General features: G+C 74.4%; 17 protein-coding genes. 9 read left to right on the top strand and 8 right to left on the bottom strand.

Annotation, left to right across the window (positions count from 1 at the left end; translation table 11 throughout):
* Window positions 1-85 precede the first annotated feature (85 nt).
* The 7 genes from ACZ6W9_RS35115 to ACZ6W9_RS35085 all read left to right on the top strand — a co-directional run bounded on the left by ACZ6W9_RS35115 (window position 86) and on the right by ACZ6W9_RS35085 (window position 12,265).
* Window positions 86-1,750, top strand: a complete 1,665-nt coding sequence (locus tag ACZ6W9_RS35115; protein WP_470121625.1) for a hypothetical protein — start codon at window positions 86-88, stop codon at window positions 1,748-1,750.
* A 344-nt stretch (window positions 1,751-2,094) separates the two neighbouring features.
* Entirely contained in the window at window positions 2,095-4,461 is a 2,367-nt protein-coding gene (locus ACZ6W9_RS35110; protein WP_470121623.1) for an AAA family ATPase, read from the top strand.
* Window positions 4,462-4,761: 300 nt separating this feature from the next.
* A complete protein-coding gene (locus tag ACZ6W9_RS35105) occupies window positions 4,762-5,754 on the top strand; it encodes an ABC transporter permease (RefSeq protein ID WP_389965296.1) in 993 nt (330 codons plus the stop codon).
* Entirely contained in the window at window positions 5,751-6,662 is a 912-nt protein-coding gene (locus ACZ6W9_RS35100) for an ABC transporter permease (protein ID WP_389965299.1), read from the top strand. The genes ACZ6W9_RS35105 and ACZ6W9_RS35100 overlap by 4 nt, the downstream gene beginning before the upstream one ends.
* Window positions 6,659-8,980: a dipeptide ABC transporter ATP-binding protein gene (locus ACZ6W9_RS35095; protein WP_389965302.1), complete on the top strand. Its 2,322-nt coding sequence runs from the start codon at window positions 6,659-6,661 to the stop codon at window positions 8,978-8,980. The genes ACZ6W9_RS35100 and ACZ6W9_RS35095 overlap by 4 nt, the downstream gene beginning before the upstream one ends.
* Before the next feature lie 204 nt (window positions 8,981-9,184).
* Window positions 9,185-10,894, top strand: a complete 1,710-nt coding sequence (locus tag ACZ6W9_RS35090; RefSeq protein ID WP_389965304.1) for an ABC transporter family substrate-binding protein — start codon at window positions 9,185-9,187, stop codon at window positions 10,892-10,894.
* Between the two features lie 264 nt (window positions 10,895-11,158).
* Entirely contained in the window at window positions 11,159-12,265 is a 1,107-nt protein-coding gene (locus ACZ6W9_RS35085) for a winged helix DNA-binding domain-containing protein (RefSeq protein ID WP_389965307.1), read from the top strand.
* 193 nt (window positions 12,266-12,458) lie between these two features.
* On the opposite strand, the gene ACZ6W9_RS35080 is transcribed toward ACZ6W9_RS35085, so the two are convergent.
* The 7 genes from ACZ6W9_RS35080 to ACZ6W9_RS35050 all read right to left on the bottom strand — a co-directional run bounded on the left by ACZ6W9_RS35080 (window position 12,459) and on the right by ACZ6W9_RS35050 (window position 18,840).
* Window positions 12,459-13,670, bottom strand: a complete 1,212-nt coding sequence (locus tag ACZ6W9_RS35080) for an AAA family ATPase (protein WP_389965885.1) — start codon at window positions 13,668-13,670, stop codon at window positions 12,459-12,461.
* Window positions 13,671-13,675: 5 nt separating this feature from the next.
* Entirely contained in the window at window positions 13,676-14,317 is a 642-nt protein-coding gene (gene pnuC / locus ACZ6W9_RS35075; RefSeq protein ID WP_362942659.1) for a nicotinamide riboside transporter PnuC, read from the bottom strand.
* A 35-nt stretch (window positions 14,318-14,352) separates the two neighbouring features.
* Window positions 14,353-15,309 (bottom strand): 5-oxoprolinase subunit C family protein, encoded by a 957-nt coding sequence (locus ACZ6W9_RS35070; RefSeq protein WP_470121619.1) that lies wholly within the window; start codon window positions 15,307-15,309, stop codon window positions 14,353-14,355.
* Window positions 15,310-15,412: 103 nt separating this feature from the next.
* The gene (locus ACZ6W9_RS35065) at window positions 15,413-16,036 is read right to left on the bottom strand and encodes a 5-oxoprolinase subunit B family protein (RefSeq protein WP_389965313.1); all 624 of its coding nucleotides are present in this window, start codon (window positions 16,034-16,036) and stop codon (window positions 15,413-15,415) included.
* A 76-nt stretch (window positions 16,037-16,112) separates the two neighbouring features.
* Window positions 16,113-16,868 (bottom strand): LamB/YcsF family protein, encoded by a 756-nt coding sequence (locus ACZ6W9_RS35060; protein WP_389965888.1) that lies wholly within the window; start codon window positions 16,866-16,868, stop codon window positions 16,113-16,115.
* A gap of 17 nt (window positions 16,869-16,885) precedes the next feature.
* A complete protein-coding gene (locus ACZ6W9_RS35055; protein WP_389965891.1) occupies window positions 16,886-18,412 on the bottom strand; it encodes a hypothetical protein in 1,527 nt (508 codons plus the stop codon).
* Window positions 18,413-18,597: 185 nt separating this feature from the next.
* Window positions 18,598-18,840: a hypothetical protein gene (locus ACZ6W9_RS35050; protein WP_362942647.1), complete on the bottom strand. Its 243-nt coding sequence runs from the start codon at window positions 18,838-18,840 to the stop codon at window positions 18,598-18,600.
* Window positions 18,841-19,419: 579 nt separating this feature from the next.
* Between ACZ6W9_RS35050 and ACZ6W9_RS35045 the strand changes: the two genes are divergently transcribed.
* Entirely contained in the window at window positions 19,420-21,513 is a 2,094-nt protein-coding gene (locus ACZ6W9_RS35045) for a SpoIIE family protein phosphatase (RefSeq protein WP_362942644.1), read from the top strand.
* 241 nt (window positions 21,514-21,754) lie between these two features.
* Complete coding sequence (locus tag ACZ6W9_RS35040; RefSeq protein ID WP_470121616.1) at window positions 21,755-23,398, top strand: RNA polymerase sigma factor; 1,644 nt, start codon at window positions 21,755-21,757, stop codon at window positions 23,396-23,398.
* Window positions 23,399-23,616: 218 nt separating this feature from the next.
* Here the strand turns inward: ACZ6W9_RS35040 and ACZ6W9_RS35035 are convergent, their stop codons facing one another.
* A complete protein-coding gene (locus tag ACZ6W9_RS35035) occupies window positions 23,617-24,369 on the bottom strand; it encodes a YaaA family protein (RefSeq protein ID WP_389965320.1) in 753 nt (250 codons plus the stop codon).
* Window positions 24,370-24,470: the final 101 nt, after the last annotated feature.

Raw genomic sequence — 24,470 nt, 5'->3', positions numbered from 1 at the left:
TGGCCATCGTGGCCGATGAGCGCGGAACCCGCGGCGAGCCCGGCGAGAGACACGACACCCACCGGACCCCCGGAGGTCGCGGCCGGTGAGAACGAGATCCGCGGAGAACGGAACCCCACCGCCGGCGGACCCCTGTGACCCGCGCGAGTGGTGCGCCCTGGCCGCGTGGCACCTGGCCGAGGACCGGCCCGAGGCCGCGCTGGAGGCCGCCCGCCGGGCGGTGGAGCGCGACCCGGGCGCCGAGTACGCGGCAGGGTGGGGCTACCGCCTGGCCAGCCTCGCGTTCGAGCGCCTCGGCCGCTTCGCCGAGGCCGTCGCCGCCGCGGAGGAGGCCGTACGGCTGGCTCCGGGGTCCTGGACGGCGCGGCTGCGCCTGGGGGCGGCCCTGCGGCACGTGCCCGGCCGCTGGCGGGAGTCGAGGGCGCAGGCGGCGCGGGCCGTGCGCTACGCGCCGCAGGAGCCCGACCCCCACGTCCTCGTCGGCGACCTCGCTCTGCTGCGTGGCGAGCACCGTGCGGCCGGGGACTCCTACCGGGAGGCGCTGCGCCGGCTGGACGGGCACCCCGGGGCGAGGGTCGGCCTGGGCCTGGCGCTGCTTCGCTGGGAGAGCCCCCGGGACCACCACGACCCGGCGTGGCCGGTGGATCCGCGCGAGACCGGGCGGGCGAGGCGGGCCCTGGAGTCGTGGGCCCGGCAGACCCGCCTGCTGCTGGCCGCGGCGCTCGTCACGGCGGCCGTCGCGGCCTTCGGAGCCGGCCTGGTGACCTGGGCGGAGATCGGCTGCGGCGCGGTGCTCGCGGCCGTCGTGGCGATCACCCTCCGCCAGGCCCGCCGGGTCAGGCTCTGGTCCTACGTCCCCGGCATGCTCGCCAGGGACGTGTGGCTCGCGGTGTCCGTGTCGGTGACCCCGGTCGCGCTCGCCGCCTACGTCGCGGCGGTCGCCACCCTGCCGCGGGCGGTCTCCCGGTCCGCGGCGGGGGATTTCGACGGCGCGTGGGCCGTCCTGGCCGGGACGGTCCTGCTCAACGGCGTCGCCGTGTTCGTGCTGCGCGTCCTGGCCGAGGCGTGGCGGGGACGGCCGGTCGCCGCTCTGGCCCAGTTCGCCGCCGCCGGCGGGGACCGTACGGCCCGGCGCGCCGCCGACGTGACCCTGTGGCTGGTGGCGGGCCGCATGTGGTCGGCGCTCGCCGTCGTCGCGGCGGCCGTCCGGATCACCGGGTACGGGCGCGGCGGGGTGGGCGATCTGGCCTGGTGGTGCGCCGTGACGGCCCTGGCGGTGTTCGCGGCGGTGTTCGCCGTCCGGTCGGCGCGGGCGTGGTGGCAGGGGTCGCCGGGCCCCTGGCGGGCGTCCCTGATCATGCACGACGGTCGTGACGGCCGGCTACCGGGTGACGCCGGGCCCCCGGTCGGCCTCAGCGGTGACGTGCGCCGTGCCTTCGTCCACGCCCGGGAGGTGGTGCTCGCCTGCGCCGCCTCCGGCGGGCCCCGCGCGCTCGCGGTCGGCGCGGTCGGCGCGATCGGGCCGGGCGGCGAGTTGCGCCTGGTCGCCGGGGAGGACGCCTGGGAGGCGGCCGAGCGCGATCCCCGGGTGGCGGTTTTCGCCGCCGACCCCGTCGAACGCGGGTTCTGGGTCGAGGTGCGCGGCGTCGCGGTCGGCGACCCCGAGGCCGGCGTGCTGCGCGTCACCCCCGAGCACGTCACGGTCGGCGAGTTCCCCGGACGCCACCGGGGCCGGGCTCGCGCCGGCTGAACATCGAGTCCGTACGGGCTGGACACCGGGCCCGTACCGGTTGGACTCGGGCCCGCGCCGACCGGACATCGAGTCCGCGCCGGCCGGACATCGGATCCGCGCCGGATACCGGGCCCGCACCGGCCGGACACCGGGCCCGCACACGCGGGCTTGCCGGACGGTGAGATTTCCCTGCCGGTTTGCCGTGACGCGTGGCGGGCAGGAGGCCGCCGCCCGGATCGTGGGGTTCATCCGGTCCTACCGCTTCACCCGATCATGACCGAACGGCGGCGTGGCGCGACGCCCAGGCACGCGCGAACGTCTGTCCGGTGCGGTATAACCGGGTGGCAAACCGGGGAGGCGTGATGCGGGAACCCGACATGGCCCGGCCGGCGGGACGCGCGGCGGCACGTGACGCGTTCGAGCAGGTGCGGATGCGATACTTCCGCCTCCCCCCTCCGGTGCGGCGGCTGATCCACGTCGCGGTCCTGGTCGCCGCGGCCGGGCTGGCGCTCGGCATGGGCTGGTCCCTCCTCACCGTGCTGCCCGTCACGATCGCCCTGCTCGGCTTCGTGTCACTGGCCCTGCGCTACCCCCGCGCCGCCGCCACCGTGGCGGTCGTGGCCGCCTGGATGCTGCCGGCACTCCCGATCTTCGGGTTCGTCTTCGGACCCTCCCTGGCCCCGACCGGGATGATGCTGCTGGCGCTGCCCGTGGCCGGTCTGGCGCACGTCATCCGCTGGGTCCCCCCGTGGATGACCACGCTCATGGCCCTGGCCGCGGCCGGGGTGGTGGCCGTCGCCGCCGGACTGACCATGCCGGGCGTCGCCGTGTGGGCCGCCTACGGCGCGGCCGCCGCGGTGCTGGTGTACCGCTTCGTCCAGGCGCGCCGGGCCAAGGCCGCGCTGGACGCCGCCGACGGGCACGCGCGGCCGGAACGGGCCGGCCGGGCCGAGCGGCTCCGCGGCAGGGAGGGAGGCCCGCCGGCCGCCGCGTCCGCCGGCCGTACCGCGCCGCCGCCGATCTCGGTGGAGGAGGCGCTCGGCGAGCTGGACGCCATGATCGGCCTCGCCCCGGTGAAGGAGCAGGTGCGGTCCATCGCCGCCTCGATCGAGGCGGCCCGGCTGCGCAGGGAGGCCGGATACACGACCGAGCCGCCGATGCGCCACTTCGTGTTCGCCGGTCCGCCCGGCACGGGCAAGACCAGTGTCGCCCGGACCGTCGCGAAGATCTTCTACGCCTTCGGCCTGCTGGAGACCCCGTACGTGGTGGAGGCCCAGCGGGCCGACCTGGTGGGGGAGTTCCTCGGCGCCACCGCGATCAAGACGAACGAGCTGGTCGACCGGGCGCTCGGCGGGGTGCTGTTCATCGACGAGGCCTACGGTCTGATCAACTCCGGTGACGGCCAGCCCGACCGGTTCGGCGCGGAGGCCGTGCAGACGCTGCTCAAACGGGCCGAGGACGACCGCGACCGGCTGATCATCATCCTGGCCGGCTACGAGAAGGAGATGGCCTCCTTCCTGTCGTCCAACCCCGGGCTGTCCAGCCGGTTCGCGAGCCGGATCCACTTCCCCGGCTACGCGCCCGAGGAACTGCTGCGGATCACCGAGCTGCTGCAGCGGGGACGCGGCGACCGGACGGCCCCGGACGCCGCGCCCGCGCTGCTCGCCCGGTTCGAGGACGTCCACCGGCGCGGGCTGGTCGACGAGCTGGGCAACGCCCGGTTCGCCCGCAGCCTCGTCGAGGCCGCCGCCCAGGCCCGCGACGTGCGCGTGGTGGGCGCGGGAGGCGCGCCGACCACCGAGGACCTCGTCACCGTCACCTCAGCCGACGTCGCCAAGGCGTTCGACGAGCTGACCGCCCGCTACCGCGGCTACCAGGCGGCCCCCAGCCTGGAGGAGGCGCTCGCCGACCTGGACCGGATGGCCGGCCTGGAGCCGGTCAAGCAGCAGGTGCACGCGATCACCGCGCAGCTCAGGGTGGCGAGGATGCGCCAGGAGCGCGGCCTGCCGACTCCGCCGCAGATGAGGCACTTCGTCTTCACCGGCCCGCCCGGCACGGGCAAGACCACGGTGGCCCGCATCGTCGGCCGCATCTTCGCCGCGCTGGGCCTGCTCGCCCAGCCCGACGTGGTGGAGGCCCAGCGGGCCGACCTGGTGGGACAGCACCTCGGCGCCACCGCGATCAAGACGAACGAGCTGGTCGACCGGGCGCTCGGCGGGGTGCTGTTCATCGACGAGGCGTACAGCCTGGTCAACCCGGGCTACGCCGGGGGTGACGCCTTCGGCGCCGAGGCCGTGCAGACGCTGCTCAAGCGGGCCGAGGACGACCGCGACCGGCTGGTGGTCATCCTGGCCGGCTACGAGGACGAGATGGACCGCTTCCTGGCGACCAACCCCGGCCTGGCGAGCCGGTTCAACCAGCGGGTGCGGTTCCCCTCCTACGCGCCGGGCGAGCTCGCCGAGATCGCCGAGCTGCTCGCCCTCCGGGCCGGCGACCGTTTCGACGAGGCCGCCCGGCGGGACCTGTCTGAGGTCTTCACCTGGGTCTGCGACAACGGCCTGATCGACGGCCTGGGCAACGGCCGGTTCGCCCGCTCGCTGTTCGAGCGCGCCGCGATGTGCCGGGACGTCCGGCTGGCCGCCCTCGACGGCACCGCCAGCGCCGAGGAGCTGACCACCATCACCGGCGCGGACCTGCGGGCCGCCGTGGACGAGCTCGCCGGCCGCTGACCCGCGCGCCGTCTCCCGGCGCTCCCGGTTCGGAAAGGCCCGTTCCGCGGGAGCCGGGAGCCGGGGCGGGGAGCCGGGGCCGGGGGCCGCCTCGGAATCCCGGCTCCATGCTCCGGCCCGGCTCCATGCTCCGGCCCGGGGCTCCGGGAGCCGGGATTCCGCGCTCCGGCCCGGGGCCCGGCCGTACCCGGGAGGCGCTTGACCGAGACCGCACCCCCGATTGGGCACGTAGCGTGTTCGTGCTGCTGCATTATGTAGCAGGATGGCTGCCGACGGCGCGCGGGAACGCGGAGGGGGACGATGGCGGGATTCCTTTTCCGCAGGCTGCTCAACTACCTGGCGTTGATCGCCGTCGCCACGAGCCTGGCCTACGCGCTGGCGGCCACCGCGCTGAACCCGCGGGCCAACTACGAGGGCCGCAACCCGCCGATCCCGCCCGCCGTGGTCGACGCCCGCCTGGCCGAGCTGAACCTCGACGATCGCACGCCGCTGCCCGAGCGTTACCTGAGGTGGGCGGGCGGGGTCGTGCGCGGCGACTTCGGCAGGACGGTCACCGGCGGGTCGGTCAACCAGGACCTCGGGCGGCGGATCGGCGTCACCCTGCGGCTGATCACCGCCGGGCTGCTGCTCGGCAGCGTCACCGGCGTGCTCGTCGGGGCCTGCGCGGCCGTCCGGCAGTACGGCCCGTTCGACCGATTGTCCACCGGCGCGTCGTTCGCCGTGCTGGCCGTCCCCACCGTCGTGCTCGCCAACGTCCTGATCATCGCCGCGGTCTGGTTCAACTACCTGGTGGGCGCCCACGTCTTCCTGGTCAGCGGTGAGGCGACGCCGGGCCTTCCCGGCGGCTTCGCCGCGCAGGCGGCCGACCGCCTGCGGCACCTGGCCCTGCCGACGCTGTCGCTGTCGCTGGGCCTGGCCGCGGTCTACAGCCGCTACCAGCGCAACATGATGCTCGACGTCCTGGGGGCCGACTTCGTGCGCACGGCCATGGCCAAGGGGCTGCGCCGCCGTACCGCGCTGGTCAGGCACGCGCTGCGCACCGCGCTGATCCCGGCGGTCACCTACTTCGCCTTCACCTTCGGCGCGCTGCTGGTCGGCACGACCTTCACCGAGAAGATCTTCGGCTGGCACGGCATGGGGGAACAGCTCGTCGACTCCATCTCCGCCAACGACGTCAACACCGTCGCGGCGATCAGCTGCTTCGCCGCCCTCGCGGTGCTGGCCGCCGCCCTGGCCTCCGACCTGATGCACGCCGTCCTCGACCCGCGGGTCCGGGTGGGGGCGGGCCGATGAGCGTCACCGGCGAGGAGCTCGCCGAGCAGCTGGAGGCGGGAGACCGGCTCGGTGCGCCGTCGCGGCTCCGGGTGGTCGCGGGCCGCTTCTTCGGCTCGTTCCAGGGCCGGGCCGGGTTCGCGCTGCTGGCGCTGATGTTCCTGCTGGCCTTCGCCGGCCCGCTGCTCGGCCGGTGGAGCTACACCGACCGCGACTTCACCGCCTTCCTCGCGCCGCCCTCGTCCGTCCACTGGTGGGGCACGCTGCAGACCGGAGCCGACGTGTACGCCGTCACGCTGCGCGGCATGCGGCGGTCGCTGGTCGTCGGCCTGCTCGCCGCGGTCGTCGGCACCGCGCTGGCGGCCGTGGTGGGAGCGTTCGCCGGATACTTCGCGGGCTGGACCGACCGGGTGCTGACCTGGTTCACCGACCTGCTGCTGGTGCTCCCGGCCTTCCTGATCCTGGCGGTCATGTCGCCGCTCTTCGCGAGCGGTCAGTGGCCGCTGTTCGTGCTGGTGCTGGCGCTGTTCCTGTGGATGGTCACCTCCAAGATCGTGCGGAGCGTGACGATCTCGCTCCGGGAGCGGGAGTTCGTGCACGCCGCCCGGTTCATGGGGGTGCGGCCCACCACGGTCGTCTTCCGGCACATCCTGCCGAACATGTCCTCGCTGCTGGTCGTGGACGCCACGCTCAACGTCAGCGCCGCGATCCTCACCGAGACCTCCCTGTCCTACTTCGGCTTCGGCATCCAGCCGCCCGACGTCTCGCTGGGCAGCCTCATCGCCGACGGCACGAAGACGGCCCTGTACGCCCCGTGGACGTTCTGGTTCTGCGCCGGGCTGCTGGTCGTGACGGTGCTCGCGGTCAACATGGTCGGAGACTCCCTGCGGGACGCCTTCGACCCGGCCTCCGGGAGAGGACGCGGATGAACCTCCGGGAGAGGACGCAGATGAAGGGGTACGGCGGGCTCCGGGCGGAGACGGCGGGCCGTCCCGGCACGGGCCGGACGCACCCGGCCGGCCCGGCGGATCGGGACGATCCGGCTGACCGGGGCGACTCGGCGGACCGCCGTGACCCGGCGGAGCGGCCAGGCCCGGTGCTGGAGGTGACCGGCCTCCACGTGACCTTCGGCGCGGGGGCCGGGGCGGTGCGCGCCGTACGGGGGGTGAGCTACGCCGTCCGGCCGGGGGAGGTGCTGGGCGTCGTCGGCGAGTCGGGGTCTGGGAAGTCGGTCACCTCGCTGGCCGTGATGGGCCTGCTGCCGCCGCACGCCCGCGTCACCGGCTCGGTGCGGCTGCGCGGCCGGGAGATCCTCGGGGCGGACGAGAAGACCCTCTCGGCCGTCCGGGGCAAGGCGATCTCGATGGTCTTCCAGGACCCGCTCTCCGCACTCACCCCGGTCTACCGGGTGGGCGACCAGATCGCCGAGGCGGTCAGGATCCACCAGCGGGTGAGCAGGGGGGACGCCGCCCGCCGGGCCGTCGAGCTGCTCGACCTGGTCGGCATCCCCGACGCCGCGCGGCGCGCCCGCGCCTTCCCGCACGAGTTCTCGGGCGGCATGCGTCAGCGCGTCATGATCGCGATGGCGATCGCCAACGACCCCGACGTGATCCTCTGCGACGAGCCCACCACCGCCCTCGACGTCACCGTCCAGGCCCAGGTGCTGGAGGTGCTGCGGCGGGCGCGGCGTGAGACCGGCGCGGCGATCGTGCTGATCACCCACGACCTGGGGGTGGTGGCCGGGTTCGCCGACCGGGTGATGGTCATGTACGCCGGGCGGCCCGTCGAGACCGGGCCGGTGGACGACGTCTACCTGCGGCCGCGCATGCCGTACACCGCGGGCCTGCTCGCCGCGGTCCCACGGCTGGACGCCGCGGAGCGGCCGGTGCCGATCGAGGGGACGCCGCCGTCGCCGGCGGCGCTGCCCCCGGGCTGCCCGTTCGAGCCGCGTTGCCCCCTGGCGGTCCCCGCCTGCGCCGCCGCCGAGCCCGCCCTGGAACAGGTCGGCTCGCCCGGCCACCTGGCCGCGTGCGTCCGCGCGGGCGAGATCGAGGCAACGGGCGGGGCCGTGCTCGCGGTCCGCCCCCCGGGCGTCCTCCCGGCGGCGGGTCTTCCGGCTGAGGCAGGCGTCCCGGCACGGATCGGTGAGACGACCGGCGGGGAAGTCCCGGAAGAACCCGGCGGGACGGCCGACGAGAGAGTCCCGGAGGGGCCCGGCGGGCGCGCGGCACGGCCGCGGCGGGACCGTGAGGTGGTCCTCGCGGTGGATGGCCTGGTCAGGCACTACCCCCTGACGAAGGGGACGCTCCTGCGGCGGCGGATCGGCACGGTCCTGGCGGTGGACGGCGTCTCCTTCGACGTCCGGGAACGCGAGACGCTGGCGCTCGTCGGGGAGTCCGGCTGCGGCAAGACGACGACGCTGATGGAGATCCTGAGGCTGGAACGGCCGCAGGGCGGCACGGTCACCGTGCTGGGCCGCGACGTCGCGGCGCTGGGGGCCCGCGACCGGATGGCGATCCGGCGCGACCTGCAGGTCGTCTTCCAGGACCCGATGGCCTCGCTCGACCCCCGGATGACGGTCTACGACATCGTCGCCGAGCCGCTGCGCACCCACGGGGTGCGGCGGCCGGGGCCGAGGGTCCGCGAGCTGCTGCGCCTGGTCGGACTGGAATCCGGCCATGCCGCGCGCCACCCGCAGGACTTCTCCGGGGGACAGCGCCAGCGCGTCGGCATCGCCCGCGCGCTCGCGCTGGAGCCCCGCCTGGTCGTGCTGGACGAGCCGGTCTCCGCGCTCGACGTGTCGGTCCGGGCGGGCGTGCTCGACCTCCTCACGGACCTCAAGGCGCGGCTGGGCCTGTCCTACCTGTTCGTCGCGCACGACCTGGCCGTGGTCCGGCACCTCGCCGACCGGGTCGCGGTCATGTACCTCGGGGTGATCGCCGAGATCGGCCGGGTCGATCGGGTCTACGCCGCGCCGCTGCACCCCTACACGCGGGCCCTGCTGTCGGCCGTGCCGGTGCCCGATCCCGTCGCGGAGCGCTCCCGCGGGCACGTCCTGCTGGAGGGCGACCTGCCCAGCCCGGCCGACCCGCCCTCCGGCTGCCGGTTCCGCACCCGTTGCCCGCTGTTCCGGATGCTCGGCGAGGCCGAGCGGGCGCGGTGCTCGGGCGAGCGGCCCCCGCTCCGGACGTTCGGCGACGACCACGCCGTCTCGTGCCACTTCGCGGAGAGATCCGGAGCCGGATGAGACCGCCGGCCGGGGGAGCACGCCGTACGGGGGTCGCGGCGGGTGGGCGGTCGCGTCACGAAGCCGGGGAGCACGCCGTACCGGGGCCGCGGCGGGTGGTCGGGCCGCGTCACGAGGCCAGAGAGGCGACGTCGGACGAACCAGTCGGACGAACCAGTCGGATCAACCAGTCGGACGAACCAGTCGGATGAACCAGGAGGAAGCGTGACATCATTCCGGCGCGCGGCCGCGTTCGCCGCCGTGCTTGCCACGGCCTGGGCGCTCGCCCTGACCGGCTGCGCCGGCGGGCGGGGAACCGGGCCGGGCGGGGACGACAGGGCCGGCCCGATCCGCGCCTACGACATCAACCCCGTCCCGCGCGAGGGGGTCAAGAACGGCGGGCGGCTCCGCTGGGGCCTCAGCGAGTATCCGGCCAACTGGAACCTCAACCACGTCGACGGCAACTCCGCGATGGTCAAGAAGGTCATCGACGGGCTGATGCCCTCCGCCTTCCGCTCCGACGAGCAGGGCCACGTGTCGGCGAACACCGACTACGTGCTCTCCGGCGAGGTCACCGCGCGCACCCCCAGGCAGGTCGTCACGCTGCGGCTCAACCCCCGGGCCCGGTGGTCCGACGGCACCCCGGTCACCTGGGAGGACTACCGCGCCCAGTGGCGGGCGCTGAACGGCTCCGATCCCGCCTACCGCGTTGCCGGAACCACCGGCTACCAGGACATCCAGGACGTCGCCAGGGGCCGGGACGACCACGAGGCCGTCGTCACCTTCGCCCGTCCCTTCGGCGACTGGCAGTCGCTGTTCGGGCCGCTGTACCCGAGGTCCACCAACGCCACCCCCCAGGCGTTCAACACCGCCTGGCTGAACCGCATCCCGGTGACCGCGGGGCCCTTCAGGCTCGGATCGTTCGACCAGACGGCCAAGACCGTCACGCTCCTGCGGGACGACCGCTGGTGGGGCGACCGGGCCAAGCTGGACCAGATCATCTTCCGGGCGATGGAGAGCGACGCGCTGGTCGGCGCGTTCAGCAACGGCGAGCTGGACACCTTCGACGTCGGCCCGTCCGCACCCGACTACATGCGGGCCAGAAGCACTCCGGACGCGGTCGTACGGCAGGCCGCCGGCCCGGACTTCCGGCACATCACGATGAACGGCGAGAGCGCGGCGCTCTCCGACGTCCGGGTGCGCCGGGCCGTCGCGACGGGCATCGACCGGCAGGTCATCGCCCGGTCCGACCTGCAGGGCCTCGACTGGCCCATCACCCTGCTGGGCAACCACTTCCTGATGAACACCCAGGAGGGCTACCGCGACAACGCCGGAAGGACCGGCGTCTACGACCCCGCCGAGGCCGGGCGGCTGCTGGACGCCGCCGGATGGAGGCTCTCCGGCCAGACCCGCCGCAAGGACGGCCGGGACCTGAGCCTGCGTTTCGTCGTGCCGTCCGGTCTCCAGCTCACCAAGTCCGAGGCCGAGCTGGTGCAGAGCATGCTCGCCCGGATCGGCGTCAGGGTCGTCATCCAGTCGGTGCCCAGCGACGACTACTTCACGAGATACATCATCCCCGGCAACTACGACATCACCGCGTTCTCCTACGTGGGCACGCCCTTCCCCGTCTCCAGCGGCTACGGCCAGTACGCCGACGCGTCCAAGGACGCCGCCGGGCACCTCCGGTGGAACGCCAACCTGGGCCGCATCGGCTCCCCGCGGATCGACGCCGCCATGCAGAAGGCGACCGCCGAGCTCGACCCGGAGCGGGCCCTGGCCGCCACCAACGCCGCCGACCGGCTGATCTGGGAGGAGGTCAACGTGGTGACGCTCTACCAGCGCCCGCAGAACGTCGCGGTCGGCCGCGACGTGGCCAACTACGGCGCCCGCGGCTTCTACGACCTGCGCTACCAGGACATCGGTTTCACCCGCTGAATCCGCGTCGGCGTCCCCGGGGACGGGCCCGCTCGGCTCGCTCGGCTCGCCCGGTCCGCCCGGCCTGCCAATCCGCCCGGTCCGCCCGGTCCGCCCGGTCCGCCCGGTCCGCCCGGTCCGCCCGGCCCGCCGGTCCGGCCGGTGCCCCGGGAGCCGGGCCCCCATGCAGAACGGCGGTCGGCACAGCGGCCGGTACGGTGGCCGGCCCGCGCGGTCCGGCCGCCGGTGATCTCTGCACCGGGGCGGTGGTGTAGAACCTGATCCATGTCTGTCTCCGTGACCTGGCCGCAGGTGCTCGCCTGGCGGCTGAGGCGGCAGTTCGTCGACCCGGTGGCCGGCCCGGACGCGGTCTCGGTGGTCCGCCGCCTGACCGGGGTGCAGGCGCAGGTGGCCTCCTCCGCCGAGCTGGCCGTGGCCGTACGGCACGCCGCCCCCCGCCCCGGCGAGCTCGACGAGGCCCTGTGGCGCGACCGCACCCTGGTGAAGACCTGGACGGCGCGCGGCACCCTGCACCTGGTCCCCGCCGACGAGCTGGCCGCCCACACCTCGGTCCTCGGCTCCTTCCGCCACTGGGAGAAGGGGTCCTGGCAGCGAGGCCACGGCGTCTCCGCCGCCGAGGTCGTCGCGATCCTGGAGGCGGTGCCCGCGGCGCTCGCGGGCCGCGCGCTCACCCGCGAGGAACTGGTCGAGGCGGTCGTCGAGACCACCGGCGACGCTCACCTGCGGGAGGCGCTCACCTCCGGCTGGGGCGCCCTGCTCAAGCCGCTCAGCTTCCTCGGCGAGCTCTGCTACGGCCCGCCGCGCGCGGGCCGGGTGACCTTCGTCAGCCCCCGCGACTGGCTGGCCGGGCACCGGCCCGGATCGCTCCCTCCCGAGGAGGGCGGCGTGCGGCTGGTCCGCTCCTTCCTCGGCGCGCACGGCCCCGCCACCCCCGAGACCTTCGACACCTGGCTCTACCGCGGGGGAGCCCGGAAGGCGGCGCTGCGTGGCTGGTTCGGCGACCTCGCCCCCGAGTTGGCCGAGGTCGAGGTCGAGGGACGGCCGATGACGATCCTCGCCGGGCACCTCGACGACCTGGCCGCGACCGTCCCCGCCGCCGGAGTCCACCTGCTGCCCGGCTTCGACCAGTACATCCTGGGCGCTCCCCGCGACCTCACGCCGCTCCTGCCCGCGGCGGCCCGGCCGAAGGTCAGCCGGGCCGCCGGCTGGATCTCCCCGGTCGTGGTCCACCGGGGCCGGGTCGCCGGGGTCTGGGAGGCGAAGGACGGCGAGATCGTCCTCGATCTCTTCGAGGACGTGCCCGCCGCCGCCCTGGCCGCCGAGACCGAACGCGTCGGGGCCCTGCTGCGGCGGGGGCGGACCGGCGCCTGAGCGGCGGGGCCCCGCCGAGCCCGGGGCCCCGCCGAGCCCGGGGCCCCGCCGAGCCCGGGGCCCCGCCGCGCCCGCCGCCCCGCCGCGTCCGCCCGTCCGGTGCGCCCGGCGCCCCGGCCGTGTCAGCGCCCCGGCTGTCCCGGTGGCCCGGGTGCCCCGGCCACACGGGCTCCCCGGCGGTGCCGGGGAGCGGTCACAGCGGTGGGGCGAACGTCCAGCCGCGTGCCAGCAGGGCGTCGACCGCCTCGACGGCCCGCTCCAGCCGCGCGGCCGGAGGCCCGGACACCACGACGTGCGGCAGCCCCCGCGCCCGGAGCTCCTCGCGGAAGCGGGCGTCCATCCGGTGCCGGATCGCCTCGCCGTCCCGCCAGCCGTCCTGTTCGAACGGCACGTCCTCCACGGAGGTGTGGATCCACAGGTCGTGCCGGGCCCGCGGGGGAACGGCGCAGGCCGTCCCGAGGTAGCGCTCGTGCCACAGCGAGGTGGCGAACGCGTCGGTGTCGCACACCAGCAGCGGGGAGCCCACGCGGGCGGCGGCGTCCTCCCAGGTGAGCTGGCGCTCGGCGATCTCCGTGAACTCCGCGGAGTCCCACTCCAGGCCGTCCAGCCACGGCTCGGGAAGCCCGGCCGCCTTCGCCCGGCGGCGGGCCAGGGCGAGCTTCTCCTCGCAGTACGTCCTGCCGTACTCGGGCACCCAGCGGGTCGCCGCCCAGGGCCCGCCCCGGGCGGCGTAGTGGGCGGCCAGGTCCCTGGCCAGGGTGGTGGTGCCGCTGGACTCGGCGCCGACGACCGCCACGCGGCGGGCCAGGTGGCCGCGGACCGCCGGGGACAGCCACGGCCAGCACGCCACCGGGTCGCGCCGGACCATCGTCCCGCTCACCGGGAACCGCGCCCGGGTCGCGTCGACGCTCACGTGGGCGGCGCCGAACCGGCGGGCCAGCTCCGGGCCGTACTCCTCCGAGGAGAAGACCGCGTCGATCCGCGGGACGACGCCGTGCGCCAGGGCGAGCGCGTGCCGGAACACCGCCACGTGCGCGGCCCAGATCCCCGGATCGCCGTAGTCGATCTCGACGTCGTCGACCACCGGGGCGATCGTCACGCCGGGCTGCGGGTGGGCTTCGCGCAGCCAGGCGGCGCGCAGCGCCAGCGGGACGCTCTCCGCCGACGAGGCGGTCACCACCACGCTCACCCGGGCGCACCGGGCCGCCGCGGTGTCGACGAGGTGGTGGTGACCCGCGTGCGGAGGGTAGAACTTGCCGATCACCAGCCCGTGGGCGAAGGACCCGGCCGCGCCGTCCGCCCCGGTCGCGTCATCCGGAAGGCCCGCCCCGCTCACGTCGCCCGGACGACCCTCGCTCACATCGCCGGGACGGCCCGGCCCGCTCACGTCGCCGAAGCCGCTCATCCCGGTCACGCCGTCACCGGGACCGGCCGGGCCGCGAGCTCTCCGCGCCAGGCCCGCAGGCCCGCGACGCAGAGCGCGAGGAAGACCACGTACAGGACGGCGGTGAGGTACAGCCCCTTGTAGGCGTAGAGCGGGATGTAGACCAGGTCGGCCGCGATCCACAGCCACCACGACTCCACGAGCTTGCGCGTCTGCCCGTAGGTGGCCGTCAGCGACAGCGCGGTGGTCAGCGCGTCCCAGAAGGGCACGGTGGAGTCGGTCCAGGTCGCGAGGGCGACGGTGAGCACGGCGGTGGCGGCGGCGCCGCAGAGGGCCAGCGCGGTCCACTCGGCGCGGCGGGTCCGGCGCACCGCCGGCCGGGTGCGGCCCGCCCCGCCGTACGTCCACTGCCACCAGCCGTACGCGCCGAGCGCCACGTAGAGGACCTGCAGGGCCGCGTCGGCGTAGAGCCCGACGGCCAGGAACACCAGTCCCAGCAGGACCACGTTGGCGATCCCGATCGGCCAGTTGGCGATGTGCTGTCGGGCCACCAGCCAGACCGTGAGGATGCCGCTGGCGAAGCCCAGCAGCTCGGCCCAGCTGGTCGGCGTCCCGGCGAGGGTGAAGGCGGGCTGGAGGAGGGGGTCCAGCAGTTCGGCGAGGGACATGCGCTCTCCTTTATCGTCGATATGACGATAAAGGGTCAGCGGAGACGGAACCAGACCGGGTCCCCCGGACGCAGTTGCGCGGCCGTCGCCAGGTCGGCCGGGACGACGACGGCGATGACCGGATAGCCGCCGGTCGGGGGATGGTCGGCGAGGAAGACGATCGGCCGGCCGTCCGGCGGAACCTGAACCGCCCCGGCCACCATGCCCTCGCTGGGCAGCTCACCGTCGCGGACGCGCCGCAGGACCGTCCCCGTCAGCCGTACGCCGACCCGGTTGCTGTGCTCGCTCACCCGGTACGGCGCGGCGCACAGCGCCTCCAGCGCGTCCGGGGCGAACCAGTCGTCGCGGGGGCCGGGAAGCACCCGCAGCACGCCCCGCGGGGCCGGAGGCGGCGGCGCGGCGTCGACGACGATCGGCCGCAGGCCGGCGGCCGGGCCCAGAGGCAGGCGCAGCCCCGGGACCAGCGGTGCCGGGCCCAGGCCGGAGAGCGCGTCGGTCGAGCGGCTGCCCAGGACGGCCGGCACGTCGAGGCCGCCGCGGACCGCGACGTAGGTGCGCAGCCCCTCGGCGGGCGTCCCCACCCGCAGCTCGCCGCCGGGCGGCACCCACACCGGCGCGTACGGCCCCGCGGTTCCGGGTCGTGCCGGACCCCGTGCCGCGTCCCGCGAGGGCCCGGCGGCGGGGGAGCCGGCCGGGTCCCCCGCTCCACCGGGGACGTGGAGCGTGAGGGGGCAGGGTGCCCCGGTGACGGCGACCCAGGCGCCGGCGGGGAACCGCAGGCGGGCGCCACCGAAGGTCAGCTCGATCCCGGCGGCGTCCTCGGGGTTGCCGACCAGCCGGTTGGCCAGCCGCAGGCTCGGCGCGTCCGCGGCGCCGGAACGCGGCACCCCGAGGTGGCCGTGGCCGGGACGGCCCAGGTCCTGCACGGTGGCGTACGGGCCGGGCGCGACCACCTCGACCACGCGGGGGCCGGGAGCCGGCTCCGGGCTCATCCCGCACCGCCGGGACGGCCACCCGATCGGACCGAGAGGACGGCGGCGCTCATCCCTGTGACATCCGGAAACGGACCCGATCGAACGGAGAGGACGGCGGCGCTCATCCCGGCACCGCCCGGAAGCGGACCCTGGTGCCGGGGGTGAGCAGCGCGGGCGGGTCGGCGGCCGTGTCCCACACGGTCAGGGAGGACCGCCCGAGCAGTCGCCAGCCGCCCGGCGAGGCCGCGGGGTAGACCGCCGAGTACTCGCCGGCGATCGCCACCGCCCCGGCGGGCACCGAGGTCCGGGGCGTGGACAGGCGTGGCACGTGCAGCGCCGGGTCCAGGCCGATGAGGTAGGCGAAGCCCGGGGCGAACCCCAGCCAGCCCACCGTCAGCTCCACGCCGGTGTGCCGCTCGACGACCTCCCGCACCGGCAGCCCGCTCAGCTCGGCCACCTCGGCGAGGTCGGGGCCGTCGTAGACCACCGGGACCGTCACCGTCCCGCGCGCCCCGGAGGGGGCCGGGGCGGCGTCGCGCGCCGCGCCGAGCAGCTGGGACAACCGGGCCCGCAGGGCTCCCGGGTCGGCGCCCGGGGCGACGACGAGGACGGTGGCGGGGCCGGGCACGATCTCGGTCACCCCCGCCGGGGGGTGTTCCCGCAGCAGGGCGTCCAGCCGGTGGGACACCTCCAGCGAGCCGGTCTCCACCAGCAGCGCGGATTCCCCGGCCCGGCGGATCACCATCCGGCCTCCCGCAGGACCGGGCGGGCCGGCCGTACCCGCGCCGCGCCCGGGCCGGTGGAGCGTGTCGCCGGGGTCCTCACCGGAAGGACCGCAGCCTCACCCCGGCGGCCTCCAGCGCCTCGCGGACGGCCCGCGCCAGCGTCACCGCGCCGGGGGTGTCGCCGTGCACGCAGATGGAGCGGGCGTCCACCGCGACCTCCGAGCCGTCCGCCGCGGTGACCGTCCCGGACGTCGCCATCCGTACGGCGCGGGCCGCGACCGCGGCGGGATCGTGCAGCACCGCGCCGGGGGAGCGGCGGGGGACCAGCGCGCCGGCCGGGGTGTAGGCGCGGTCGGCGAACGCCTCGGTGACGGTGGACACGCCCGCGCGGGCCGCGACGGCGTGGACGGCCGAGCCGGGCAGCGTGAGCACCGGCAGGCCCGGGTCGTAGCCGGCCACCGCCGCCACGACGGCCTCGGCCTGCCCGGTGTCGCGGCAGATCCGGTTGTACAGCGCGCCGTGCGGCTTGACGTAGGAGACCCGGCCGCCCATCGCCCTGGCGATCCCGTCCACCGCCGCGAGCTGGTAGAGCACCTCGGCGCACAGCTCCTCGGGATCGACCTCCATCTCGCGTCGCCCGAAGCCGGCCAGGTCGTGGTAGGAGACCTGGGCGCCGATGGCCACCCCCCGGTCGGCCGCGGCCGCGCAGGTGCGGCGGATCGTACGGGGATCGCCGGCGTGGAAGCCGCAGGCGATGTTCGCGCTGGTCACGATGTCCAGCAGGGCGATGTCGTCGCCCAGCGGCCAGACGCCGAACCCCTCGCCGAGATCGGCGTTCAGGTCGATCGCCACACCGGTCGCCACGCCGGTCACCACGGTCCCTTCGTCCCCGGCGGCTCGTCGGGGATGTCGGCGATGTCGTCGAGGGCGACGGCGAGCTCCTCGGGGTCGTCGCCGATCCGCTCGACGATCTCCATCAGCACGTGCAGGACGTCGTGCCGGTCGTGGCCCAGGTCCAGCAGCCGCTGCGCGGCCTCCCACAGCTGCGGGGGGTCGCCCTCCCACAGCCGGCCGGCGATCTCCTCGTGCCAGGCGAGGTGCTCGTCGCGGTCGGGCCGGAGCAGTTCGTCCGCGTGGTCGATCTCCAGCAGGACCCGCCGGTCGGCGTCGTCGGCCGGGTTGAGCACGTCGAGCTTGACCTCGCCGTGCGTGCCCTGAAGGAAGGGGAACGCGAAGACCCGCCGGGCCAGCGCCGACAGGTCGCCGTCGGGCAGCAGCCTCTCCAGCAGGTCGCGGTCGATGCCGAAGGTGGTCGGGTCGCGGTAGGCCTCGGCGAACTTCCCCGTCGCCTCCCAGATCCCGTCCAGCGTGGCGCGCAGGCCCTCCTCCGGCAGCCCGGTCCGGCGGGCCGCGAAGCGCGCCCAGGCACCGAGCACGTGCGGCACCGCCTCCTGCTCGGCCGGGCTGAGCATCACCTTGCGCGGCAGCCAGTCGAGCAGGAACGCCTCGCACTTGGCCGGGCTGACCCGCAGGGGACGTCCGAAGTCCTGGTCGCAGCCGTAGTCGATGATGTGGTCGGCGCACCGTGAGGCCGCCGACGGGTCCGACAGGTGCTCGGCCGCGTCCGAGGAGAGGAACTCCGCGGCGAGCATCGCCCGGCGGTCGCGGCTGTAGGGGGCCTCGCTGTGCAGCGGGGCCGGGCGTTTGCGGCCGGGCGGCAACGCCTTGATCCGGGAGCGGGCGAAGGCGTGGTAGGCGCTGTAGCTGTCGCTGACCGGCGCGGTCGTCCTGCGGTCGCCGTACTCGGCGGTGGCCTTCATCGCCGACTCCAGCAGCGCCCGCGCCTGCTGCGGCTCGATCTCCTCGAACCGGAGCATCGGGTTGGCCTCCGCCTCTGCCCTGGCCTGTTCCAGCAGCTTGTCGACGTGCGAGGAGACCCAGGCGTCGCGGGCGATGCCGCGCATGTTGTAGTCGACGACCATGACCAGCGCGTGCGGCTCCTCGGCGGCCTCGGCCCCGCGGTAGCCGAAGGCGCACACGACGGTGTCCTGGTCGCCGTAGGCGTCTCGGGAGACGTAGCAGCCGGTGGGCTTGACCGCGCCCAGCCGGTCGGCCCAGCGGGGCCTGGCGACGTCGCGCTCGATGAGCGCCAGCGCCGCGCCCTCCGCCTTGGCCGCCTGGCGGGCCGTGCCGAGGTACGCCAGCGCGATCAGCAGGGTCAGCGCGGCGGGGGAGCCGGCCTTGGCGGCGTAGTCGACCAGGCCCTCGCCGAGCACCTGCTCGGCGTCGCCGCCCTTCAGACGGCGCCCCCACCAGGCCCCCACCATGTCGGAGACCATGAGCTCGGCGTCCAGCGGGCTGCGTACGGCCAGCAGTTCGCGCGCGGCCACCAGCATCTCGGAGAACACCTCGTCGGGAGACTGGTTCTCCCGAGGGTCTCGGCGGTGTCGCCGGCTCAAGCGGCCTCCCCCGTCGGCCGGATCCCGGTGCCGCCGCGCTGATCGGTTCGCTCGCTCACGCCCCAACCTTCTCGCATTCCCGGGCCAAACGGTGCGTAGGACGCGCTCCGGTGATCTCGATGTTACCGGGGACTTCGGGGCGGCGGCGCGGAGTTGACGAGCGCGAGCAGATGCTCGCGGGCGACGCGTTCCACCACCTCGGGCGTCGCGTCGATCCCCAGATGCTCCGCGCAGGCGCGGACGTCGGCCACGCACCTGCTGACGGCCGCGGAGGGGACGGTGAGGAACTCATGGGCCAGGCGGGCGCTCACCGGATCATGGAGCTTCGTTGCACCGCCGGCGAGACGGGCGACCAGAGCGGACATGTATGTCGCATTCCTCCGGGATCCCGGGGCAAACCCCCGGACGGACGGCGGGGACGTGCGTTCTCATTTCACAGCCTATCGTGCGCCTGTCAACCCCTGGGCCCGTCCGAGATGCCGGGTTGACATGATTTCTGACAGATTTGTGAGGTCGGGGAGTAAACGAATGTCCCCGAAGAGGGAGCCAAATCGGGATTGAGTCAGTAGCCTGATCTTGTTCGGGGCGCGCGCGGGGCCGAGGTGGACGGTTGTCGGGACGGTCCGGCTTGATCCTGCTAGGGTCCTGGCGGCATACGGAGGTGGACGCGGAGGGGAACGGCGCCACCATTCGGCTTCGGCGGAATGCTGGTCGGGCGATGCCCGTGCCGGGAACCCGGCGCGTCAGCGTGCGGGTTCCGGTCCCGGACCGGGGAGGGTCCGCGGGATGCGCGCTTCGCCGCATCCTGAGCGGGGCTTCCGTCCGCACGCACCCATCGCCGATGATGTACTGCAGATCCGGTCCCCCGGAGCTGCGCTACGCCGATTCGCAAGTTTGGAGATGTGCCTCGTGGGAGACCCTGGCACGCGACGGAGGTGCCGACCATGAGCGCCGAAACCTCCGTGCCCCGTCCCCGGGAGTCTGGTGTGGACATCTCGGACTCCGGTCTGCTCCATGGCCTGTTGTCGCAGTCGCCCTTCGCCTTCGCGTTCTTCGGCCCCGACGGCCGTTTCCACCGGGTGGACGAGGTCTTCGCCGACGTGGTCGGCCTTCCCGCCGAGCGGCTGGTCGGCCGGACGCCGGGCGAGCTGCTCCCGGCCGACCTCACCTCGCTTCTGGAGAGCGCGGTCCGCGGCGTCGCCGCGGGCGCCGACGTCGAGGCCGACCAGCGGATCCGGGTGCGCGCGGCCGACGGCGGCACCCGCCACTGGTCGCTGACCTTCTCCCCGGTCCACGACGACAAGGACGCGCTCCGCGCGGTCTGCCTCGTCGGGGTGGACGTCACCGGCAGCCGGCAGGTCGAGGAGGACCTGCGGCGCAGCGAGGAGCGTTACCGCTCGCTGGTCGAGGCCCAGTCGCAGCTCGTGTGGATCACCTCGCCGAGCGGGGCCGTCGTGGAGGACGCGCCGCAGTGGCGGGCCATCACCGGCCAGGGCCTGGAGGAGTATCTCGCCCACGGCTGGCTGGAGGCCGTCCATCCCGACGACCGGCCGCACACCGAGGAGGCGTGGCGCGAGGCGCTGCGCGGCCGGACCATGTTCGAGTGGAGCTACCGCGTCCGCACCCGTGCCAGCGGCTACCGCCACTTCGAGGTGCGCGCGGTCCCCATCATCCGGCACGGCCGGGTGGTCGAGTGGGTCGGCGCCAACACCGACGTCACCCCGCAGCGCGAGGCCGAGGAGATGCGCGGCCGCCTCACCGACCAGCTCGGCGCCGCCGCGCTGCGCACCGCCCGCCTCCAGGGCGCCACGGCGATGCTCGCCGAGGCGCTCACCGTCGAGCAGGTGGTCCAGGTCATCATCGACGTGGGCCGTACGGCGGTGGCGGCCGACCGGTCGGCGGTGGCCCTGCTCGACGTCGACCGGGCCGCCCTGAAGCTGGTCAACAACGGCGGCATCCCCGACGTCCCCGGCGCGCCGGGCGACGAGATCCCGCTGGCGCACTCCAGCGTGATGACCATGGCCGTCAACAGCCGCCGCCCCGTCTTCGCCGAGTCCCCGGAGAGCCTGCGCGCCCAGCTCGCCGAGGCCGGAGGCGACGAGGAGATCATCTCCGGGTTCATCGCGCACAGCGACGAGCGGGCCTGGGTGGGACTGCCGCTGCTGGCCGCAGGCCGCGCGCTCGGCGCCCTGCGGTTCTCCTTCACCCGTCCCCAGAAGATCTCCCAGGAGGACGGCGTCTTCCTGGAGGCCCTGGCCGGTCAGTGCGCCCTCGCCGTCGAGCGCGCCACGCTGTTCGAGCGGGAGCACCGCACCGCCGAGACGCTCCAGCGCAGCCTGCTGCCCGACCGCCTGCCGGTGGTGCGGGGCCTGGTGCTGGCCCAGCGGTTCCGCTCGGGCAGCCGCCACGTGCAGGTGGGCGGCGACTGGTACGACGCGTTCGTGCTGCAGGACGGCAGGGTCGCGGCGGTGGTCGGCGACGTCATGGGCAAGGGCGTCAAGGCCGCGGCCGGCATGGGCCGGATCCGCAACGCCATGCGGGCCCTGGCGCTGACCAACCCGCCGCCCGCGGCCGTCCTCACCGGCCTGGACCGGGTGTTCGAGGCGACCGAGGAGGAGGAGCAGGTCACCACCCTCGCCTACATGGTCGTGGAGCCCGGCACGGGAGAGGGGACGCTGGCCCTGGCCGGCCATCCGCCGCCCCTGCTGGTCTCGCCCCAGGGTGTGCCGATCCTGTGCGACGGCGAGCCGAGCACCCCGCTCGGCTGGCCGACGAGCCGCAGGCAGTTCCGGTTCTGCGTGCCGCCGGGACACACCGCGGTCCTGTACTCGGACGGCCTGGTGGAGAACCGCAAGCGCGGGCTGGACGCGGGACTCGCCGATCTGTGCTCCGTCGTGACCGAGGCTCCTCCGGAAGTCGTGGGAAGTCCTCACATGTTGCTCGACTTCCTCGTTGATCGCATGCTGGCGGGATATGAGCAGGATGACGACGTCACGGTACTGGCGATCCACGTCCCACCCGCCACGAAGAGTGACTGAATGAAACAGTCATAACGGTTGCTTTCGGGTATCGGTGGCGCGCTTACGTACGCACTACTCTCTTGGTCGGCCTAGGGTGGAGGACAACCGCCAGGAGGCGGCCGTATGGATCACGGTGTCATGTCACAATGCTTGACAGGTGCGTCGCGGTTCGCGCGGCCTCGTCCAGTACAACTAGAGGTATTCGCCCCTAGCGGGCATCTGGGTCCATTCTCGTCACGCTTTCCTTCGAGAGGTGTTCGTGTCGCCTGCAAGTTCGACTCGCTCGAAGCCATCCGAGCTGAACGAGCCCGTCATTCAGCAGCTGATGGAGCGGGGACGCTCGCAGGGGTTCCTCGAGTCCGAGGATGTCCGCAAGGCCGTCGAGGAAGCGGACATCCCGATGGCGCAGGTCGCTGGGATCCTGCGCAACCTCAGCAAAGAGGGCATCACCGTACGGTTGACCGCTGAGGATTCCAAGGCTCCCAAGAAGTCCCGGACTCCGGCCAAGCGCCGCACCCCCGCCGCCCCCGCCCCCGCCCCCGTCAAGAAGACCAAGACCGCCGCCGCGGCCAAGGAGCAGCCGGAGACCGTCACCGCGGTCGTCAGCGGCTCCGAGCCCGCTCCCGCGGCCAAGAAGCCCGAGCCGCCGGCCAAGAAGGCCGCCCCGGCGGCGAAGAAGCCCGTGCCCGCGCAGCCCAAGCGGCCCGCCGCCGAGGCGGTGACGCCGAAGCCCGAGCCGAAGCCCAAGTCCGCCGGCGCCGAGGACGACGAGGTCATCGACCTCGAGGACGTCGAGATCGAGGACTTCGACCTGGAGGTCGAGGAGGTCGAGGCCGAGACGGAGGGCGACGCCGAGACCGAGGTGGAGGTCGAGGCCGAGACCGAGGCCGAGGAGCCCAAGGGCGAGGTCCTCAAGCAGACCGAGGACGAGGTCCTCATCATCTCCGATGACGACGACGACGCCCCCGTGCCGCAGGTCGCCGCCGCCGGCGCCACGGCCGACCCGGTCAAGGACTACCTCAAGCAGATCGGCAAGGTCCCCCTGCTCAACGCCGAGCAGGAGGTGGAGCTGGCCAAGCGCATCGAGGCCGGCCTGTTCGCCGAGGAGCAGCTCGCCACCGACGGTGAGACCCTCCCGGTGGACGTCCGCGCGGAGCTTGAGTGGATCGCCGAGGACGGCCGCCGGGCCAAGAACCACCTGCTGGAGGCCAACCTCCGCCTGGTGGTCTCGCTGGCCAAGCGTTACACCGGCCGCGGAATGCTGTTCCTGGACCTCATCCAGGAGGGCAACCTCGGCCTGATCCGCGCGGTGGAGAAGTTCGACTACACCAAGGGCTACAAGTTCTCCACCTACGCCACCTGGTGGATCCGGCAGGCGATCACCCGGGCCATGGCCGACCAGGCGCGGACCATCCGCATCCCGGTCCACATGGTCGAGGTGATCAACAAGCTGGCCCGTGTGCAGCGGCAGATGCTCCAGGACCTCGGTCGTGAGCCCACTCCCGAAGAACTGGCCCGCGAGCTCGACATGACCCCCGAGAAGGTCGTCGAGGTCCAGAAGTACGGCCGCGAGCCGATCTCCCTGCACACCCCCCTGGGTGAGGAGGGCGACAGCGAGTTCGGTGACCTCATCGAGGACTCCGAGGCGATCGTCCCGGCCGACGCGGTCAGCTTCACGCTCCTGCAGGAGCAGCTGCACTCGGTGCTCGACACGCTGTCGGAGCGCGAGGCGGGCGTGGTGTCCATGCGGTTCGGCCTGACCGACGGTCAGCCCAAGACGCTCGACGAGATCGGCAAGGTCTACGGCGTGACGCGCGAGCGCATCCGGCAGATCGAGTCCAAGACCATGTCGAAGCTGCGCCACCCGTCCCGGTCGCAGGTCCTTCGCGACTACCTCGACTGACCCTCGGCCGGAAGGCCGACGCGAGGGGGCTCACGCCGTACGGCGTGAGCCCCCTCGTCGTGTCGGGCACGTCGTCCCGCCGCTCCGCGAGATGACGGGACGGCATGGGGGGCCGGCACAGGCGCGCCGGGCTCCGTCGTGCCGCGAGATGACGGGACGGCATGGGCGCGCCGGGCTCCGTCATGCCGCGAGTCCCCTCGTCGTGTCACGAAACCTCGTCAGGTCCCGTCACGCGCGGCGACGTCGAGGATCCACGGCCGTCCGGCGGCCGGTTCGGGACCGAGCACGACGTCGTGGCCCATGCCGTCCAGCACCTTCGCCAGCTCCTCCGGCGTCCCGGGGTCGTCACCCGACTCCAGCAGCGAGCGGGCGACCGCGCCCCGGGTGGCCTTCGCCATGTGGCTGACGACCCTGCCGTCCCTGAGCACCCGCACCGCGACGGCCCGGTCGCCCGGACGCCAGGCCGGCGCGTAGGCGCCCGAGCGCAGGTCGACGACCAGGCCGGGTTCGGCGTCGAGGACAGGGGTCACCGGGCGGCGCCACCAGGCCGCGAGACCGCCGAGCGGGGGCAGCCGCACGGCCATGGACAGCCGGTAGGACGGGATCCGGTCGGCGGGCCGCAGCAGACCCCACAGACCGGAGAAGATCACCAGGCTTCGGGTCGCCCGGCCCGCGGCCCCCGGGGACAGCGTGGCGAGGCCGAGGTTGTCGTAGAGCACGCCGGTGTAGAGCTCGGCGGCGGGCAGCGTGGGCGCGGTCCGCAGGGCCCGGTTCCTGCCGATCTCGCCGAGCAGCCCGGGAGAAAGCCCCAGCACGGCCTGCGCCCGGGGCCCCTCGCACAGCGCGACGAGCGCGGACAGGACGGTTTCCCGCGACGGGTTGAGCGACGGGAAGCTCAGCCGGGACGGGTCGAGGGCGGGGCCTTCGGCGGGTTCGGCCTTCCCCTCCGACGGCGGCAGCAGAATCAGCACAGTCGCCGAGCGTAGTGGGCCCGGTGCGCGCGGGCGGGAGAAGGGGCGGGTCACCGTACGGCCGGGACGCGGTACGAGGGCCCGGCGATGACGGGGGCGGT

The organism is Streptosporangium sp. NPDC053982 (genome assembly GCF_055585205.1).
The sequence above is the reverse complement of the archived record's forward strand: the minus strand, read 5'-3'. Positions and strand labels throughout refer to the sequence as shown.